This window comes from Mesorhizobium sp. M1E.F.Ca.ET.045.02.1.1, assembly GCF_003952485.1.
Classification (GTDB): Bacteria; Pseudomonadota; Alphaproteobacteria; order Rhizobiales; family Rhizobiaceae; genus Mesorhizobium.
The window spans coordinates 6,449,862-6,467,798 of the sequence record NZ_CP034447.1 but is presented as its reverse complement, the minus strand read 5'-3'; the positions used below and the strand labels follow the sequence as shown (position 1 = coordinate 6,467,798).

Sequence of the window (17,937 nt, the reverse complement as noted above, 5' to 3'; positions counted from 1 at the left end):
TATTCCTGCAACGTCGGCGATTGGCGAAGGTCGTGGCGGCAGTCAATCTCCCCCCTTGCGGGGGAGATGGCCGGCAGGCCAGAGGGGGGTGTGACGGAGCGCTGACGTCTGCCAAAAGCTACTCAAACCTCTCCGGCAGATGATGCTCTTCCGCCAAATCCGAGAAGCGCGTGAACTCGCCGTGGAAGGCGAGGCTGACCGTGCCGGTCGGTCCGTGGCGCTGCTTGGCCACGATGCACTCGGCCTTGCCGCGCGCCTCGTTCATCTCGTTTTCCCATTTGATGTATTCGTCGGTGCCGAGCTTCGGCTCGCGGTTCTTGAGGTAATACTCCTCGCGGTAGACGAACAGCACCACGTCGGCGTCCTGCTCGATGGAGCCCGATTCGCGCAGGTCCGAGAGTTGCGGGCGCTTGTCGTCGCGGCTTTCGACCTGACGCGAGAGCTGAGACAGCGCGATGATCGGCACGCCGAGCTCCTTGGCCAAAGCCTTCAGGCCCGTGGTGATCTCGGTGATTTCCTGCACGCGGTTCTGCGAGGCCCTGGCGCTCGACCCCTGCATCAGCTGGATATAGTCGATGACGATGAGGTCGAGGCCGCGCTGCCGCTTCAGCCGCCGCGCGCGGGCGGAGAGCTGCGCGATCGAGATACCACCGGTCTGGTCGATGAACAGCGGGATCTTCTGCATCGTCTGCGAGCAGGCGACCAGCTTCTCGAAATCCATCTCGGAGATTTCACCGCGGCGGATCTTCGATGACGAAATCTCGGTCTGTTCGGAGATGATGCGGGTGGCAAGCTGCTCCGACGACATTTCGAGCGAGAAGAAACCGACGACGCCGCCATTGGCCGCCTTGAAGCTGCCGTCGGCCTGCTGCGCCGGCACGTAAGCCTCGGCGATGTTGAAGGCGATGTTGGTGGCTAAGGAGGTCTTGCCCATGCCGGGGCGTCCGGCGAGCACGATCAGGTCGGAGGGCTGCAGGCCGCCCATGCGGCGGTCGAGGTCGCGCAGGCCCGTGGCGATACCCGACAGATGGCCGTCGCGCATGAAGGCGGCGTTGGCCATGTCGACGGCGGTCTTGACCGCATCGTTGAAGCTCTCGAAGCCGCCGTCGTAGCGGCCTGTTTCCGCCAACTCGAAAAGACGCCGCTCGGCGTCCTCGATCTGGTCGGAGGGCGACATGTCGACCGGCGCGTCATAGGCGATGTTGACCATGTCCTCGCCGACGGTGATCAGCGCGCGGCGCGTGGCGAGGTCGTAGATGGCGCGTCCGTAATCGGTGGCGTTGACGACGGTGACCGCTTCGACAGCAAGGCGCACGACATACTGCGCGACCGTCATGTCGCCGACCTTTTCTTCGGCGGGAAGGAAGGTCTTCAATGTGATCGGCGTCGCGATCTTGCCCATGCGGATGAGCTCGGCCGCCACCTCGAAGATCCGTCGATGCAGCGGCTCGTAGAAATGCGCGGGCTTGAGAAAATCGGAAACGCGGTAGAAAGCGTCGTTGTTGACCAGAATGGCGCCAAGCAGCGCCTGCTCGGCCTCGATGTTGTTCGGTGCCTCGCGATAAAGCGGTTGCTCCGCCACGCCGATTTTGCGCGCTGCTTCTGCCATGATGTCCCCGATTTCGATCCCGGCTTCTCGATAACAAGAACGAGATGAGTCGGTGTTGACCTTTCTGCATCACCACGCGGCCAATCGGCCTTGATGCCCGTTGTTCACAGGAACGGCGAACCGTCCACAGGACAGTATTCCGGTGGCCCGATTCCGGTTGACTCGGCAAGTCATGATTCTTATGCGCAAGTATGGAACGAAGCAAGAACAAATTAGATGGCTGATTGCCGTCGGAGGCTCGCTCACAACCGATCTGCCACGTCTGTTCGCGCAGGGTGCCGCGGACGACCTAGATTAGTCGAAACACTCGTCAGGTCGTCATCCTATGGTCTGCGCCGCGTCGCTTCGCTCCCGCTCCGCCCGTGGATGACGAAGTCTGGACGCTTCGGCTAATCTCCAAAGCACGCGAGCCGCCAGCGCACCGGCGATGCGACTCTCTCGATGCCGAGGTCGTCCGGGTATGCGGCCTATGCCAGCGTATCGCCCCAGTCCGCCCGCCGCGCCGTCTTGAACACTTCGCCGTCGCGCTTGCTGAACAGGCGCTCGCCGGCGCTGCCGTCCGGTTGGCAAAGCTTTAGCACCACCTTGCCCGAACCCGCTTTCGGCGGCGCGATCACCCGCGCCGCGCGCGCCGCCGCCGGCTGCCGCGATGCGGCGAGGTAGATGAACTTCTCGTCCTCCCACGGCACGTCGGCCTCCTTGGCCAGCCGATGCAGGCGCGAGCGGGCGACACGGCGCGAGAAGTGACACCAGTCGGGCGGAACAAGCGGGCAGGGCGCCACGTGCGGGCAAGGCGCCGAGACATGCGCGCCGGCTTCGATGAGCTGCGATCGCACGGCAAGAACGCGCTGCCAGCCGGCCGGCGTTCCGGGCTCGACGACGAGCAGCGTGTCGGAGGTCAACCGCCAGAGCCTGCCGACGAGCTTCGGCAGCGAGGCCGGCGCGATCTCGTCCAGAACATAGGCCGCGCTGACGAGATCGGCGGGCCCGAGACCGTCGAGATCGATGGTGGCGTCGCCGGCGACCCAGTCCGCGCGGGCGGCGATCGCGCCGGCTGCCAGCGACTGCCCGATCTTGCGCACCGAAGCACTCGCCTCGACCAGAACCGCCTGCTCGAGCTCAGGCCAGACGTCCACCGTGGCCCAAAGCATGGTGCCAGGCCCGGCGCCGATATCGAGCAGGCTTTTCGGCAGGAACTCGGGTCGAGCCTCTTCCAGCGCATCGAGGCTTGCGCGGACAGCGGCGTAAGTTGCGGGCAGCCTGGTCGCCAGATAGGCCTTCACCGCCATGTCTTCGGCCATGTGCAAACGGCCGTCGCGCAGTTCGGCGCGGTAGCGTTCGGAAAGCGTTCTCGCCGCCTGTTTCAGCGCCGGCAGCGGCACCTTTTCGAGCAGGCCGTCGACGCCTTGCCGGAGCGGGGCGGGCAGCTCCACTTCAGACTCCCCGCGGTGCCAGAAGGATGACCGAGGCGCCGACGATGCAGAGCGCGGCGCCGGCGAGGTCGAAGCGGTCGGGGCGCGCGCCTTCGATCAGCCAAAGCCAGCCGAGCGAGGCGGCGATGTAGATGCCGCCATAGGCCGCATAGGCGCGGCCGGCGGCGTTGGTGTCGACGAGCGCCAGCAGGAAGCCGAAGAGGGCAAGCGAGACGAGGCCGGGAACAAGCCACAGCGGCGACTTCGCCAGCCGCCACCAGGCCCAGAAAGAAAAGCAGCCGGCGATCTCGGCAAGCGCGGCTGCGATGTAGATGAGATAGGTCATGAAAAAGGCCTCGCGAACGAGACCTTTTTCACGGCATCAGCCGCAATGGCAAGCGGCAATCCGCGCCGCCTACTCCACCGCCTTGCGGCGGCGCGCGGGCTTGGCGGCCACCGGAGCCGGCTCCTGATGGCCGAGGTCGCGCATTTCCAACGCCTTCTCGCATTTGGCCATGTAGTCGCGCGTCATCGGCAGCGTGTCGTTCTTCTTGGCGAGTTGGATCTGGAAGATGACCAGGTCCTGCCAGCGGAAGGCGGCTTCCGAGGCGGCGAGGTAGAATTCCCACATGCGGCAGAAGCGCTCGTCATAGATCGCCTTGGCCTTGTCGCGGTTGGCGGCAAAGCGCATGCCCCAGTGCTTCAGCGTCTCGGCATAGTGCAGCCTGAGCATCTCGATGTCGGTGACCACCAGGCCCGACTTCTCGATTGCCGGCATCACTTCGGAAAGGGCCGGGATGTAGCCGCCGGGGAAGATGTATTTACGGACGAAGGCACTGGTCGCCCACGGCACGCCGGAGCGGCCGATGGTGTGGAGCAGCATCACGCCGTCGGGCTTCAAGAGCGTCGCCGCCTTGTCGAAGAAGGTGCGGTAGTGGTTGACGCCGACATGCTCGAACATGCCGACCGAGACGATGTGGTCGAAGCGTTCGTTGAGCGCGCGGTAGTCCTTGAGGTCGAAATGCACCCGGTCCTGCAGGCCCATCGCATGCGCGCGGTCGGTGGCGACGCCATGCTGTTCGGTCGACAGCGTCACACCCTGAACATCGACGTCGAACGTCTTGGCGAGATAGAGACCGAGCCCGCCCCAGCCTGAACCGATGTCGAGCACCGTTTGTCCGGGCTTAAGCCTCAACTTGGCGGCGATATGGCGCTTCTTGGCGAGCTGCGCCTCGTCCAGCGTCATGTCGAGCTGTTCGAAATAGGCGCAGGAATACTGCATGTCCTCGTCGAGGAAGAGCTTGTAGAGCTCGCCGGACAGATCGTAGTGGCGCTGCACGTTGCGGCGCGAGCGCGAGGCGGTGTTGATCTGCTGCAGGCGGCGAAAGGCGTGGCGCAGACCCTCGATCGCCTTCGACCAGGTCGCGTCGATGCCGCCGCTGCCCATGTTCTGGAAAGCGATGCGCATCATGCCCAGCACCCCGCCCTCGAGGATGTCGAGCTCGCCGTCCATATAGGCCTCGGGCACGGCCAGCATCGGATCGAAGCTGATGGCGCGCTCGGCATGCGTGGTCTTGATGTGCATGTGCACGGGCTCGCCGCTGCCGTCGCCGAAAGTAACGGACGAGCCCTTCGGCCCGGTGACCTTGAGATTGCCCGTGCGCACCAGGCCGTCGAGAATGCGCTTCAAAAGAATATTCATGACCAAATGTCCCTCAGGGCAGGCTGACTTCCGCGCAAGGCCCGAAACGGTATCGGTATCGGGCGGGTCCTGCGCGAAAGTCACAGGTACTACGGCGTCATTTCTGCGTCCAAAGGACGCGCGACGCTATAGTCTGCCTCAAGATATAGGGGTTCGAAAAGTTCCATTTGGCATAAAAATGCCCGGGTCGTGTGCCCGGGCGTTAGTCCAGAAATTCTGGAGGCCTGCGAGCCGGAGCAGCGCTCCGGCCCTGTCGATCAGGTGTTGGCGATCAGGCGTTGTCTTCGCCGCTTTCGAATTCGGCGTTCGGGTCGAAGAAGTTCTCCGGCCGGGCGTTGTCGTTGATGTCCTCGCCATAGATGGCTTCGGCCGTCGTCAGCATCTCGCCCTTGGCCTGGCGCTCCGCCTCTTCAGCCGAGCGGGCGACGTTAAGCGTGACGGTGACCTCGACTTCCGGATGCAGCGCGATCGCCACATTGGTGAGGCCGATAGTCTTGATCGGCTGGTTGAGCTCGATCTGGTTGCGGTTGACGCTGAAGCCCTCGGCGGTCAAAAGCTCGGCGATGTCGCGGGTCGACACCGAGCCGTAGAGCTGGCCGGTCTCGCCGGCCGAGCGCACGACGATGAAGCTCTTGCCGTCGAGCTTCTCGGCGACCTGGCTGGCCTCCGACTTGCGCTCGAGGTTGCGGGCTTCGAGCTGGGCGCGCTGGCCCTCGAACTTCTTCTTGTTGGCTTCGTTGGCGCGCAGCGCCTTGCCCTGCGGGAGCAGGAAGTTGCGGGCGAACCCGTCCTTGACCTTGACGGTGTCGCCCATCTGGCCGAGGCGGGAAATGCGCTCGAGGAGAATGACTTCCATGGTTTCGTTCCTTCGGTTTGACGCCATCCGGGATGACGTCGGATTCTGTTGGAACAGGTCAGGAAGCAAGAGGGGCGTCGCCGCCGGTGTCGCTGTCCTGCCTGTCTGGCAGTTAGAGGTTCGTGGCCTCAACTCGGGATTTGAACCTGCCCTTGCGGCGCCCGTCGCCGTGGGGTCGAAGCGGGCGGCAAGCCGCCCGCGTCAATACTCTAGCTTAGCGAACCACGTAGGGCAGCAGGCCGAGGAAGCGGGCGCGCTTGATCGCCTTGGCGAGCTCGCGCTGCTTCTTCTGGCTGACGGCGGTGATGCGCGACGGCACGATCTTGCCGCGCTCGGAAATGTAGCGCTGCAGCAGACGCACGTCCTTGTAGTCGATCTTGGGCGCATTGGCGCCGGAGAACGGGCAGGTCTTGCGGCGGCGATGGAACGGGCGCCGGGTCGGGATCTGGTTGATGTCGACCATTATTCTGCACCCCCTTCAACGTTTTCGCGCGGACGGCGCGGACCACGGTCGCCGCCATCACGGTCGCCGAACGAACGCGGACCGCGATCACCGCGATCGCGATCGCCGAACGAACGCGGGCCACGGTCACGGTCGCCGAAGCCGCCGCGCTCGGAGCGCTCCTCGCGCTTCTGCATCATCGCCGAGGGGCCTTCCTCATGCGCCTCGACCTTGATGGTGAGGAAGCGCAGGACGTCTTCCGACAGGCCCATCTGGCGCTCCATTTCGTTGAGCGCGGCCGGCGGGCAGGTGATGTCCATCAGCGTGTAGTAAGCCTTCCGGTTCTTCTTGACCCGGTAGGTGAGGGACTTCAGTCCCCAGTTCTCGATCCGGCCGACCGATCCGCCATTGGCGGCGATGACGCCCTTGTACTGTTCGACAAGCGCATCGACCTGCTGCTGCGACAGGTCCTGCCGGGCAAGAAACACATGTTCGTAGAGAGCCATTATGTTAAGTGCCTTTCTTCGTTTCTCTCACCGGCCCTCGCGGCTAAGCCTCTGCAACTTGTCTGACCCGGTCGCGAACGAGCGGGGAAGAAAGGAGCATCACGAGACGGTCGAGAGCGGAGACACGGGAGGCCAAAAGCGCTTGTGGCTTCGTGACGTGGCGAATGCCACGGCCCTCCGTTCAGCCCCCAGCAAGGACCGGCAGATTGCGGGCGTCTATACAGCAATTCCCCAGGAAGGCAAGGGCGGGAGACAGGATCGACAATTCCACGATGCCGCAGGGCCGGAAATCTCCGGCGGTCCCGGATTGATGACAGGCTCAGCTCGTATGGGCGACGAGCGGCGCCACCGTCTCGGGGAAGAAGTCGGGCGCGGTATGACGCTTGCCGAACATCATATCGTACTGAATGAGTCGGAAATCGTTGATCTGCGGATCGATCTTCTTCTGCCTCGCCCAGTCGGGCGTCGCTTCGCCGGAGGGCGAAAGCAGAAGGTTGCGGTCGACCACCCGATAACGCTCGCGCAGCGCGCCGAGGAAGCCGGTGTAATAGGGATGCGTGATCCCGGCCGTGGTGAGGATATGGTAGGGCAGGAAGGCCGGGCTCACCGAGCCCAGGTTCTCCACCGGACCGGAGCGGTTCGACCAGATGATCAGTGGCGTGTCGTGATGCTCGAGCGCCGCCTCCGGCGTCGGCTCCCTGCGCGGCGCGACATTGTCCTTGAGGAAGCCGGTCTCGACATAGACGGGACCGAGCGGCGGCAGATGGTCGCCGAAGAAGGCGACGATGGTCGGCCGCTCGCGCTTCTTGGCCCATTCGATCAGCCGCTTAAGGCCGCGATCGGCATCGGCCGAGCCTTCGGCATAAGAGAGCAGCGATTCCCGCGCCCAGGTGCTGATCGGCGCATCGACCGAGTGGGTCGGATTGTAATAGCGGTAGGGTTCGTAAGGCCCGTGGTTCTGCAGGCTGACGGCGAACATGAACACCGGATCCTCGCTGGCATCGGCCTCGCGGATGATCTCGTCGGTCATCGCGGCGTCGGAGGCCAGCGGCCCGCGCTTTTCCATCGGCGGCAGCGTCTCTTCCGAGCGGAAGTCGCTGAAGCCGAAGTCGGCATAGACGGCGCCCCGGTTCCAGAACCAGTTGGTGCCCGGATGGATGGCGCGCGCCCGGTAGCCCTCGCTCTTCAGGAAGGTCGCCAGCGACGGCGTCGGCGTGCGCACATATTGCTGGTAGGGGATCGAGCCCGCCGGCAGGAAGGCGTTCGAGAAGCCTGTCAGCGCCTCGAACTCGATATTGGCGGTCATGCCGCCGAACTCCGGCGAGAACATCGAACCGGAGCGCAGCGCGCGCACCGTCGGGATCGGATCAGGCTTGATTCTGACGCCGGGAAGCTCGGTCGAATCCCAGAAGGATTCGCTCATCACCACGATGATGTCGGGCTTCTCGTCCGGCACCGAGGCGGTAACTTCGGGACGTACGATCGCGTCCATCGTCTTTTCGGAATAGCCGGGCGGCGCTGACACATGCGCCATCGGCACGTTCATCGCGAAGGCGAGCGCGAAGCCGTTGGAGGCGTAGTTCTCCTTCTGGTCCCACATGATCGGGATGATCTGCAGCCTGTCGCGCGTCCATGAGAAGGTGGCATAGTCCATGATCGAGACGAAGAAGGCGAGCAGCGGCACGGCGAGCGTCAGGCGCGCCAGCCGTCCCTTGCGGCTGAGGATCGGAACGCGGCGGCGCCAGACCCGCCAGCCATAGACGAGCAGTGTCAGACCCGCGACGATCGTCACCGCAAGCAGCGCGGCAGTCCACGGGCGCTCGCGCACCAGAAGCGGCATCAGCGCCATGATCTGGCGTGCGTAGAGGAAATCGGTGGGATAGAGCGGGTCGCCGAGATAGTGCGATTTCTGGTGACCGACAAAGGCCAGCGCCAACGTCAGCGGCGTGACGATCATCAGGCTCTGATGGCTGCGGCCAAGGACGGCGTCGAGGCCGATCAGCACCAGCGCAAAGACGATGATGGTTGTCCAGCCAGGCTTGAACGGCTGCAGGAAGAAGTCGACCGTGCCGAAGAAGTCGCCGCGCACGATCCATTCGATGGCGAACACCAGGAGCGCCGAGGCAAGCAGCGTGGCGAGGCCGTAACGGACGATAGGCCATCTCCGCCCCGGCAGATAGCCGGTGGACGGATCGTCTTCCAAGAATTGCGGCACGGGTTTGCCCGCGCCCTTCCTGATCCTTGCCACGTCGCTTCCCCCGGCCCTTGCCGCGCTTGCTTCCGTTCGCGCTTGGCGTCTTCCACACGCGTCACGCTTCTGTCATCGAAATGTCACGCAAAGCTAGCGCCTGTGGCGGAAATAAGAAGAGCCAGCAAACGATTCGTGAGCGGTTTTCATCAGGTGTGATCGCCAAAAAGCCTTTTGGAACAGGCAACTCGGCCGGTTTTCCGGCTGAAATGGGCGCCGAACTGGCGCCTGCGGGCTTGACTTGGTCGTCCGCCTTGCGTCAGAGGCAGGGAAAAACAAGCCGTTGGAGACGCTGAGATGGCCGTCGCATTCACCTTTCCGGGACAGGGCAGCCAGTCCGTCGGCATGGGCAAGGATCTCGCCGATGCCTTTCCCGAGGCCCGCCGCGTCTTCGAGGAAGTCGACGAGGCGCTTGGCGAAGGTTTGTCGAAACTGATCTGGGAAGGGCCGGAGGAGACGCTGACGCTGACCGCCAACGCCCAGCCGGCATTGATGGCGGTTTCGCTTGCGGCCTTGCGGGCGCTGGAATCGCGCGGCTTTTCGCTGAAGGACAAGGTGTCTTACGTCGCCGGCCATTCGCTCGGCGAATATTCGGCGCTTGCCGCGGCCGGCTTCGTCTCGATTGCCGACGCCGCGCGGCTGTTGCGCATCCGCGGCAATGCCATGCAGGCGGCGGTGCCGGCGGGCGAGGGCGCCATGGCAGCCATCATCGGGCTTGAGCAGGCCGGCGTCGAAGCCGCCTGCGCCGAGGCTGCCAAAGGTTCGGTCTGCCAGATCGCCAACGACAATGGCGGCGGCCAGCTGGTTATTTCCGGCGCCAAGGCGGCTGTCGAGCTGGCGGCGAAGCTGTGCACCGAAAAGGGCGCGAAGCGCGCGCTGATGCTGCAGGTCTCCGCCCCGTTCCACTCAGCACTGATGGCGCCGGCGGCCGAGACCATGCGCGAGGCGTTGGCCGGCGTGGCGAAGAACGCGCCGGTCGTTCCCGTCGTGTCCAACGTGACCGTCACGCCCACAGATGACCCGGATGAGATCGCCCGCCGCCTGGTCCAGCAGGTGACCGGCCGCGTGCGCTGGCGCGAGACGGTGGAATGGTTTGGCGCCAACGGCGTAGCGACGCTTTACGAAGTCGGCGCCGGGAAAGTGCTGTCGGGCCTCGCGCGGCGTATCAACCGCGACATCGCCACCGCCGCCATCGGCACGGCAGCGGAGATCGATGCGGCGCTGGCGGCATTGGGCTAGGAAGATCGAACCATAGGTGCGACATGGCCGGATCAAAGCCAGGCCGGAGCAGAGTCCAGCGCGATTTCGAAGAGTATGAAGACTATCGCCTCTCAGCCGAGGTCGTGGAGCGGATCCGGCTTGGCAAGGAAGATATCCTTAAGGCCCAAGATTTCTGGCATGGCTTGGACGATTTAACGTATACGGAACACACATCGCTCGGGGCGTATTCGCGAAAATGAGGTTGGAAAAATGTTCGAACTGACCGGCCGCAAGGCGCTCGTCACCGGCGCATCGGGAGGCATCGGCGAGGCGATTGCCAGGGTGCTGCACAGCCAGGGCGCCATCGTAGGCTTGCACGGCACCCGTGTGGAGAAGCTGGAAGCCCTGGCCGGCGAGCTCGGCGAGCGCGTAAAGCTGTTTCCGGCGGACCTGACGAACCGCGACGCGGTCAAGGCGCTTGGCCAGAAGGCGGAGGCCGACCTCGAAGGCGTCGACATCCTGGTCAACAATGCCGGCATCACCAAGGACGGCCTGTTCGTGCGCATGTCGGATGCCGACTGGGACCAGGTTCTGGAGGTGAACCTCACCGCCGTGTTCAGGCTAACGCGCGAGTTGACGCATCCGATGATGCGCCGCCGCCATGGCCGCATCATCAACATCACGTCCGTGGTCGGCGTCACCGGCAATCCCGGCCAGACCAACTACTGCGCCTCCAAGGCCGGCATGATCGGCTTTTCCAAGTCGCTGGCGCAGGAGATCGCCACCCGCAACATCACCGTCAACTGCGTCGCCCCGGGCTTCATTGAATCGGCCATGACCGGCAAGCTCAACGACAAGCAGAAGGAAACGATCATGGCGGCGATCCCGACCAGGCGCATGGGCACCAGCGCCGAGGTCGCCTCGGCCGTCGCCTATCTCGCTTCCAATGAGGCGGCTTACGTCACCGGCCAGACCATCCATGTCAATGGCGGCATGGCGATGATCTGAGAACGGTCAGCGACATTCGCTAAGCAAACTGATCGCTGCTTCCGTCCCTCGGTCTCAATAAGTGACCGTGACGACCACCGTGTCGGTGTAGACGCCAACTGACGGCGTTACCTGTGGCGGCACGCGGCCATAGACAGTCAGGTTCTGCGCTACCCCGATTCCGGTTCCGGGGACCGTGCTGCCAGGCGTCGACGAGTCGCCCCAAGGTTGAGTCCGATTAACATCCTTGTATAGGCCATAGGTCACGGTTTCCGCACCCTTCGACATCTTGCGCGCCGTCGGAGGCGAGCCGGTGGTGCCGCCGTTCAGCGAGACGGTATACGCTGCCGCTGGCGTGCAGGTGACCGAAACCTGGCCGGTGGCGTCGACATTGGCACTGAGTGTTCCTGTCGATCCGAAATCGATGTTCTGGGTCGACACGAGGCAATTGGCTGCGACCGTAGCATTTACGGTGAAGGTTGGACTTGGAGCTAGGATACCGGCACCCGAACCACAATCGTTGCCGGTGCTGTAGCGATAGCGGAACTCGACATCTGCACCGGAAAACGTCGACAGATAGATTCCGGGCGGCACCGTTCCCTGGCTACCAAATGCGGCGCCATAAATGGTCGCAGTGCCTGTGGCCGTGCCCAAAGTATTCGGCGTCAACGCCAAAGCCGGCGGGCGGGAGGCATATGCCCATGCATAAGAGCCCCACACCACGCTGCGCGCCGAATCCGAATAGAGCTGATAGTTGAGGGTGTTGGCGCCGCTCAACATCTGGCGGGCCGTCGCAGACGTTGCGCCTCCGGTGCCGGCCCCGAGATTCGGGCAAATCAGGATGCGCTGGCCTGCGGTACCGGTGCAATTCATGCTGATTGTCGCCGTCGAGTTGGTTTGGCTGGTCAACAGCGTATCGACCGGGCCGAAGTCCATGCTGGAAACGCCAAAGGCGCAGCTTTGCGCCCAGGCGAGCGAAGGAATCGGTGCGATGGCTGAGAGGATGATAATGCGCAAGAGAATGACGGTGCGGAGCATTTCTTCTCCTGTTTTCAGCGGCAGGCTACGTCCTTGATTGCCACCTGCTGACCTGGCTGGGGCTTGTAGGGGAAGTCGGCCCGGCATGAGGTACCGTCCAGGCGATCGACCACGACGGCGTTCTGGGAGTTGAGGCCGCGAATGTAGGCTTGACCGTCATAGCCGATGACGAACTCTTCCGAGCCACCTTCGATACGACCTTTCAGGCCGGCCTCCAATGGCTCGCCGTTGCTGTCGACCAGGGTGACCAGCGCCGCTTTCGGCGCTTCCGAGACCCCGAACTTCACTACCACGCCGCTGCGATCGGCCGGCATCACGACTTCCTTGGTGGCCGGAACATCCGCATCGACCGGCAGGTTCTTGGGGTCGATCGAAACCGTGTTCGGCTCATAGGAGTTGAGGCCGGGGACCAGAATACGCCCTTGCCGATTGGTCTTTCCCACCGGCCGGTTCTGGAATTGGACATCGACATCGGGCGCACCGACCTCGACGACGGCGAAAGCATCGTCGATACGGTTGGTTGCAAAGACCCCGCCGCCTGCCACGGCAATCGCACCGTCCATTTGCGCGGTCGCCCGAACATCCTTGCCGTATTGTTGAACGCCGGCCTCGAAGCGCGCGAAGGGCGAGCGGTAGCTCGCCGCGGCCGAACGGTTAGGCGTGTCGCCTTCCGAGGTTCGTACCCGCCAGCCAATGCTGCCCTCTTCCAGCCGCTCCGACTTGGCGATGTCCGCCACGACATTCAGACCATCAGGTCCCTGCTCGACCCCTGCGGAGGCCGTGATATCGTCGCCGAACGGGATGGAGACCCCTGCGAAGATACCGAAACTGCCGCGATCCTCGAGGTCGGTAAAAGCCGTGGCATAGAGGCTGCTTCGTTTGAATATCTGCTGGTTGTAGGAAAGGCCGACAATCTGGCTCTTCTGGCCTTCGGCACTTTCGAGATGCGTGTAGGAGAGATTGAGGCTCGAAAAGTCGAGCGGCGTCGGAACGCTGAGAGTGACCTGGTCGATCGCGCGAGGAACGCCTGCGCTGAAGATCGGAACATTGTCGACATCGGAAAACGTTGGTTCGGCTGTCACCGAGGCGATGTCCTCATAGTCGCCGAAGGCGCGCTGAATTCGGCCGTAGATCGACCAGCCTTCGTAGCTCATCTCCAGCGATGCGTTCACAAGCGAGCCGGTGCGCCCGCCATGATGGCTGCCGGCAACCGCAACCGAAGCCGCGCCATAGGGTCCAAGCGGAAAGGCAGCGCCAACTCCGCCATTGATCAAATCTTCGCCGCCCTCTGCATGGCCCTCAAGTGTCAGCCAGTTGGTGAGACCGTAGCGCGCGGTGGCGACGCCAAACACTCGGCTGTCATAGTCGTCGGATTCGATGCCGAAATTGCGCCGTGGAAATCCAATCTCTGCCGAGAAATCGAGCAGACCCTGGCCCAGCATGTCGCTGGACGTATAGAAGGGGAGCCTGGTTGTGGTCTCCCGGCCGAGACTGTCCCTCAGGACAACCTGCGCTTCCCCGGCGCCGGCAAACACCGGCAGGTTGGTGATCTGGTAGGGGCCGGCCGGGATGTTGCCGGTGTAGGTGCGGACGTTCTGGGTGTAGACTTCGAGCGTCGAGGGTACGGCCGCGGTCCCTCCAAAGGAGGGCAGCGGCAACGTGACCAGATCGGGTCTCAAGGCGAAGTTGCGCTCAGCCTGGATGCCGCCGAGGTAGACGGGCCGCGTCCAGGAAAGTCCGCCGGAGATGAAATCCCCAACCCGATAGGTCATCAGGCGTTTCGGGTCGGAGTAGCTCCAGGTCGTGTTGAGTCGTGTAAATCCTCCAAATTCTCCATCCGAATAACCGGCGATAAAATTCTGGCTGAGCGTGCCGAATGGGCTGAACAGACGTGCGTCGAAGCCGCCCGAGATGCTCTGGAACAGATCGACGTCCTTTTCGAACAATTGGTTGGAGCTCGCGAAAAGCGAATAATTAAGCACTGCGCCATAACCGGACTGCGGCTGAATCCGGTCTTCTTTCTCACCCCCGCCAACGTCGACGATGCGAGCGGCGCGCCCCTCGTTCGTGGTAGTGACGTAAAGGCGTTGGGTTGCTTCGTCGATGCGATAGAACACGCCGGGCAGCCGATCCAGCCGGATCAGACCGTTACCGTCTGCAGCGCTCTCTACCGGCTTCAGGCCGACCTGTGTCAGCTCGTCCGGGGTTGCTGCGAAGCCACCGTCAGGCAATTGCGTGAAGGTGCCGATCAGCTCCGTCGAGACGTCATTGATGAACACCTCGAGATAAAGGTCGCGGCGTTCCGTTTGGGCGGGAGCGGGCTCCGCAATTTGGGATTGCGAATCCTGCGCGTTCGCCGGCAGGAGAGGAAGAAAAGTACCTGCAACGACGATCGCGATCCTACTGCCCTTTGATCGCAACTGGAGCATTGAATGGTCCAAAGTCGCTCTGTGCCTTCAACGCGACAGAGCTTCCGGACAGCGATCTGCTGCTGCCGATCGGCCATTGCATGGTGGCGCCGCCCAACACGTAGCCGACAAGTCCGTTGCGGCTTCCAAGCTTTTTGCCGGCTTGCGTCAGATTGACATTGGACAGCCTCAGGCGGCTTTCACCGTTGTTGCGCGCCGTCAGCACGAGGCTTCGGCCTGTCCGCGACAGGCTGAACGATACGTCAGGGCCCTTTGTGTCCGGGTTGCGAAAGAAAACCGGCACGGAATAACGAAGCACCAGGGTGACCGTGCCGGCCTTCCTTCGCGATGGATCGGGCAATTCGTCCACCAGCACGCGGTAGCTCTCCTCGGAGCGTATGGGGGCTTTGCTCGGGCGGACGATGCGAACCACGTAGTCGGCGTTTGGCCCGAGTTGCGTCGAGGGTGGGCTGGCCACCACATCCGAGGTTGGCTCAAGCTTCTCGACACCGTCCGCCTGACTCCATCTGAAAACGCGAAGCTGCACGTTGATCGGCTGCCTGGCATCGTTGTGCAGATTGAGCACGGCGGCGCTGTCGGGGGCGATCAGCTCCAGACTGGTCGGGGCTACTCTGAGAGAGGCTGCCTGTGAAACGCTCGCGCACAGCAGGAAGAGTGCCGCGGCACCAATGCGTGACAGCAAGGGTCGCATGTCGTTCCTCCGTCGGAATGGTCAGTAGGTTACGGTGATCGCAACCGTGTCCGTGTAGACGCCTGCGGCCGGTGTTGCCTGCGGTGGCACTCGCCCATAAACAGTCAGGTTCTGGACATTGCCGGTGCCGGTCCCGGCGACCGTATCTGTGCCGATTGTGTCCCCCCACGGCTGGGTGCGCCCGCTATCGCGATAGAGAGTATAGTTGACCGTGGCAGCGCCCGGCCCGGTCATTTTGCGAACCGCAACAGTCGCGCCGGCGCCGGCGCCGGCACTCAGACCAACGTTGTAGGTCTGACCCGACGTGCATTGCACGCCGATGGTGCTGGTCTGGTCGACATTGGTGTCGATGACGCCTTTCGAGCCGAAATCCAGGTCGCTCGCGGTCTGGACCTTGCATTCGGCCGTAATGGTGATTCGAACCGTCATGTTGCCTGTAGCGACCGCCGCGACGGCAGGGCCCGCGAGGAATGATTGGCACAGGATAACGGCCGAAGCAGCCAAGGGTAGGATGCGCATCCGGTGCTCCGTCCTCAGGGCCTCCTTTCAACCAGAAAGCCCGGCAGCCAGTACCCGCCCCATATATATCCTCCTATGCCACAGTAGGCATAATGTTTCAATCAAGACCTATGTTGCGACGTGTAGAAACCTTTGCCTGTGCCGCATGATCTGCTCACTTCGATGAAACAGACGCCGAGCGACTAAACTCCAGGAGACTTTTTCTTTCGAGTCTGATTCGCTCTTTCATTGATATTTTTGTGCTGCAATATTAGAGTGTTGGAAAATGATGTATTAGAGTATTATAAAATATGAAATCGGCAGAGACACTCCCTTTGGGTTTTGTTGCATGACCATGATGAAGCCGCCTACGGCGGCATGGCGATGATCTGACGGACCTTGTTGATAATTCTACCCTGCCGGTCATCTGCCACGATTATCTGGCTTCCGGTGCTCGCCTGCTGCAGGTACGCGCCGCTCCGGTCCTCGAAAACTGCACCATATGACTCGGCAGGGCGAATTCCGAACAAGGTCGGGTGGGCTGTGAAAACAGCCATTTCGGCTTGGACGCCCGCCATTTTTCGTGTAATGCGGCCGGCAACCCGGCGGTTCGGGCAAAAACCGGTCCTGTGGCGTTGCGTTTCCCGCAAGACCATCTTTCAGCTTGATTAGCGGCAATCGGCCCGCTAACGAAGACAACACAATGTAAGACGAGGATGCCCAAATGAGTGACACCGCAGAGCGCGTCAAGAAGATCGTCATCGAGCATCTCGGCGTCGATGCCGACAAAGTGACGGAGCAGGCGAGCTTCATCGACGATCTGGGCGCGGACAGCCTCGATACGGTCGAACTTGTCATGGCGTTCGAAGAAGAATTCGGCGTCGAGATTCCGGACGACGCCGCCGAGACCATCCTGACCGTCGGCGATGCCGTGAAGTATATCGACAAGGCCTCGGCCTGAGGCTTTCCGCGGGCATCACCGGGGAGGACCTGCGATGAGGCGTGTCGTCGTCACGGGCCTTGGCCTGCTTTCGCCGTTCGGCATGGGTTTCGAGCACAGCTGGAAGGAATTGCTTTCCGGCCGCAGCGCCGCCCGCCGCGTCACCGAATTCGAGGTGGACGACCTTGCCTGCAAGATCGCCCACGTCGTTCCGCGCGGCGACGGCTCCAACGGCACGTTCAATCCCGAGGCTGTGCTCGAGCCGAAGGAACTGCGCAAGATCGGCGACTTCATCCTCTACGGCATCGCGGCCGCCGACGAGGCTCTGGCCGATTCCGGCTGGAAGCCCGAGACGCATGAGGATCAGTGCGCTACCGGCGTGCTGATCGGTTCCGGCATCGGCGGCATCGACGGCATCGCGGAGAACGCGATGATCCTGAAGGAGCGCGGTCCGCGCCGCATCAGCCCGTTCTTCATCCCCGGACAGATCATCAATCTGGTCTCCGGCCAGGTTTCCATCCGGCACGGGCTGAAAGGCCCGAACCATGCGGTCGTCACCGCTTGCTCGACCGGCGCTCACGCCATCGGCGACGCCGCGCGGTTGATCATGTGGGGCGACGCCGACGTCATGGTGGCAGGCGGCGCCGAGGCGCCGGTCACGCGGCTCTCCATGGCAGGGTTCGCTGCATGCCGGGCGCTCTCCACCGAGCGCAACGACACGCCCGAAATCGCGTCGCGTCCCTATGACCGCGACCGCGACGGCTTCGTCATGGGCGAGGGCGCCGGCGTCGTCATCCTGGAAGAGCTCGAGCACGCCAAGGCGCGTGGCGCCAAGATTTATACCGAGGTCACCGGATATGGGCTGACCGGTGACGCCTATCACATCACCGCTCCGGCCGAGGACGGCGACGGCGCGTTCCGCTGCATGACGGCGGCGCTGAACCGGGCGAAGCTCTCACCCGCCGACGTCGACTACATCAACGCGCATGGCACCTCGACCATGGCCGACACGATCGAGCTCGGCGCCGTCGAGCGGCTGGTCGGCAATGCCGCTTCGAAGATATCGATGTCGTCGACCAAGTCGTCGATCGGCCATTTGCTGGGCGCCGCTGGCGCCGCGGAGGCGATCTTCTCGATCCTCGCCATCCGTGACAACATCGCCCCGGCCACCATCAACCTCGACAATCCGGAACGCGAGACGGCGCTCGATCTCGTGCCGAACAAGCCGCGCCAGCGCCAGATCGATGTGGCGCTGTCGAACTCGTTCGGCTTCGGCGGCACCAACGCCTCGCTCGTCTTCCAACGTTACAATGGCTGAGCAGCCAGCAAATCGGCAGGTCAGCCACTTGCCGTCATTTTTGCCAAATTTGCCCCTACGC

The 17,937-nt window shown here is 63.1% G+C and carries 16 protein-coding genes; 4 read left to right on the top strand and 12 right to left on the bottom strand.

The genetic code is table 11. The features are described from left to right. Window positions 1-118 precede the first annotated feature (118 nt). From EJ070_RS31595 to EJ070_RS31560, 8 genes are all read right to left on the bottom strand, one after another. Entirely contained in the window at window positions 119-1,609 is a 1,491-nt protein-coding gene (locus EJ070_RS31595) for a replicative DNA helicase (protein WP_126094854.1), read from the bottom strand. Window positions 1,610-2,076: 467 nt separating this feature from the next. Further along, window positions 2,077-3,042 carry a small ribosomal subunit Rsm22 family protein gene (locus EJ070_RS31590; protein WP_126094853.1) on the bottom strand — a complete coding sequence of 322 codons (966 nt, stop codon included), beginning with the start codon at window positions 3,040-3,042 and terminating at the stop codon, window positions 2,077-2,079. 1 nt (window position 3,043) lies between these two features. Further along, a complete protein-coding gene (locus EJ070_RS31585) occupies window positions 3,044-3,367 on the bottom strand; it encodes a YnfA family protein (protein ID WP_126094852.1) in 324 nt (107 codons plus the stop codon). Between the two features lie 69 nt (window positions 3,368-3,436). After that, complete coding sequence (locus tag EJ070_RS31580; RefSeq protein WP_126094851.1) at window positions 3,437-4,723, bottom strand: cyclopropane-fatty-acyl-phospholipid synthase family protein; 1,287 nt, start codon at window positions 4,721-4,723, stop codon at window positions 3,437-3,439. Window positions 4,724-4,994: 271 nt separating this feature from the next. Further along, window positions 4,995-5,579 (bottom strand): 50S ribosomal protein L9, encoded by a 585-nt coding sequence (gene rplI, locus EJ070_RS31575; protein WP_126094850.1) that lies wholly within the window; start codon window positions 5,577-5,579, stop codon window positions 4,995-4,997. Window positions 5,580-5,793: 214 nt separating this feature from the next. After that, window positions 5,794-6,042 (bottom strand): 30S ribosomal protein S18, encoded by a 249-nt coding sequence (gene rpsR / locus EJ070_RS31570; RefSeq protein ID WP_006203718.1) that lies wholly within the window; start codon window positions 6,040-6,042, stop codon window positions 5,794-5,796. After that, complete coding sequence (gene rpsF / locus EJ070_RS31565; protein WP_126094849.1) at window positions 6,042-6,527, bottom strand: 30S ribosomal protein S6; 486 nt, start codon at window positions 6,525-6,527, stop codon at window positions 6,042-6,044. The genes rpsR and rpsF overlap by 1 nt, the downstream gene beginning before the upstream one ends. Window positions 6,528-6,846: 319 nt before the next feature. Next, the gene (locus EJ070_RS31560; RefSeq protein WP_126094848.1) at window positions 6,847-8,775 is read right to left on the bottom strand and encodes an LTA synthase family protein; all 1,929 of its coding nucleotides are present in this window, start codon (window positions 8,773-8,775) and stop codon (window positions 6,847-6,849) included. Between the two features lie 297 nt (window positions 8,776-9,072). Between EJ070_RS31560 and fabD the strand changes: the two genes are divergently transcribed. Continuing rightward, window positions 9,073-10,014, top strand: coding sequence for an ACP S-malonyltransferase (fabD, locus tag EJ070_RS31555; protein WP_126094847.1), 942 nt, complete (start codon window positions 9,073-9,075; stop codon window positions 10,012-10,014). Between the two features lie 231 nt (window positions 10,015-10,245). After that, window positions 10,246-10,983 carry a 3-oxoacyl-[acyl-carrier-protein] reductase gene (fabG, locus tag EJ070_RS31550; RefSeq protein ID WP_126094846.1) on the top strand — a complete coding sequence of 246 codons (738 nt, stop codon included), beginning with the start codon at window positions 10,246-10,248 and terminating at the stop codon, window positions 10,981-10,983. A 54-nt stretch (window positions 10,984-11,037) separates the two neighbouring features. On the opposite strand, the gene EJ070_RS31545 is transcribed toward fabG, so the two are convergent. Genes EJ070_RS31545 through EJ070_RS31530 form a run of 4 tightly spaced genes read right to left on the bottom strand, consistent with a single transcriptional unit; the run spans window position 11,038 to window position 15,639 of the window. Then, window positions 11,038-12,000 (bottom strand): spore coat protein U domain-containing protein, encoded by a 963-nt coding sequence (locus EJ070_RS31545; protein WP_126094845.1) that lies wholly within the window; start codon window positions 11,998-12,000, stop codon window positions 11,038-11,040. Window positions 12,001-12,014: 14 nt separating this feature from the next. Next, a complete protein-coding gene (locus tag EJ070_RS31540) occupies window positions 12,015-14,429 on the bottom strand; it encodes a fimbria/pilus outer membrane usher protein (RefSeq protein ID WP_126094844.1) in 2,415 nt (804 codons plus the stop codon). Then, window positions 14,401-15,120: a molecular chaperone gene (locus EJ070_RS31535; RefSeq protein WP_126094843.1), complete on the bottom strand. Its 720-nt coding sequence runs from the start codon at window positions 15,118-15,120 to the stop codon at window positions 14,401-14,403. The genes EJ070_RS31540 and EJ070_RS31535 overlap by 29 nt, the downstream gene beginning before the upstream one ends. Before the next feature lie 21 nt (window positions 15,121-15,141). After that, window positions 15,142-15,639, bottom strand: a complete 498-nt coding sequence (locus EJ070_RS31530; RefSeq protein WP_189350182.1) for a spore coat U domain-containing protein — start codon at window positions 15,637-15,639, stop codon at window positions 15,142-15,144. Window positions 15,640-16,342: 703 nt separating this feature from the next. On the opposite strand from EJ070_RS31530, the gene EJ070_RS31525 reads away from it, so the two are divergent. Together EJ070_RS31525 and fabF are read left to right on the top strand one after the other, a co-directional pair. Next, on the top strand, window positions 16,343-16,579 hold the full coding sequence (locus tag EJ070_RS31525; protein ID WP_006203723.1) for an acyl carrier protein: 237 nt from the start codon (window positions 16,343-16,345) through the stop codon (window positions 16,577-16,579). A gap of 34 nt (window positions 16,580-16,613) precedes the next feature. Continuing rightward, window positions 16,614-17,876: a beta-ketoacyl-ACP synthase II gene (gene fabF, locus EJ070_RS31520; RefSeq protein WP_126094842.1), complete on the top strand. Its 1,263-nt coding sequence runs from the start codon at window positions 16,614-16,616 to the stop codon at window positions 17,874-17,876. Window positions 17,877-17,937 lie beyond the last annotated feature (61 nt).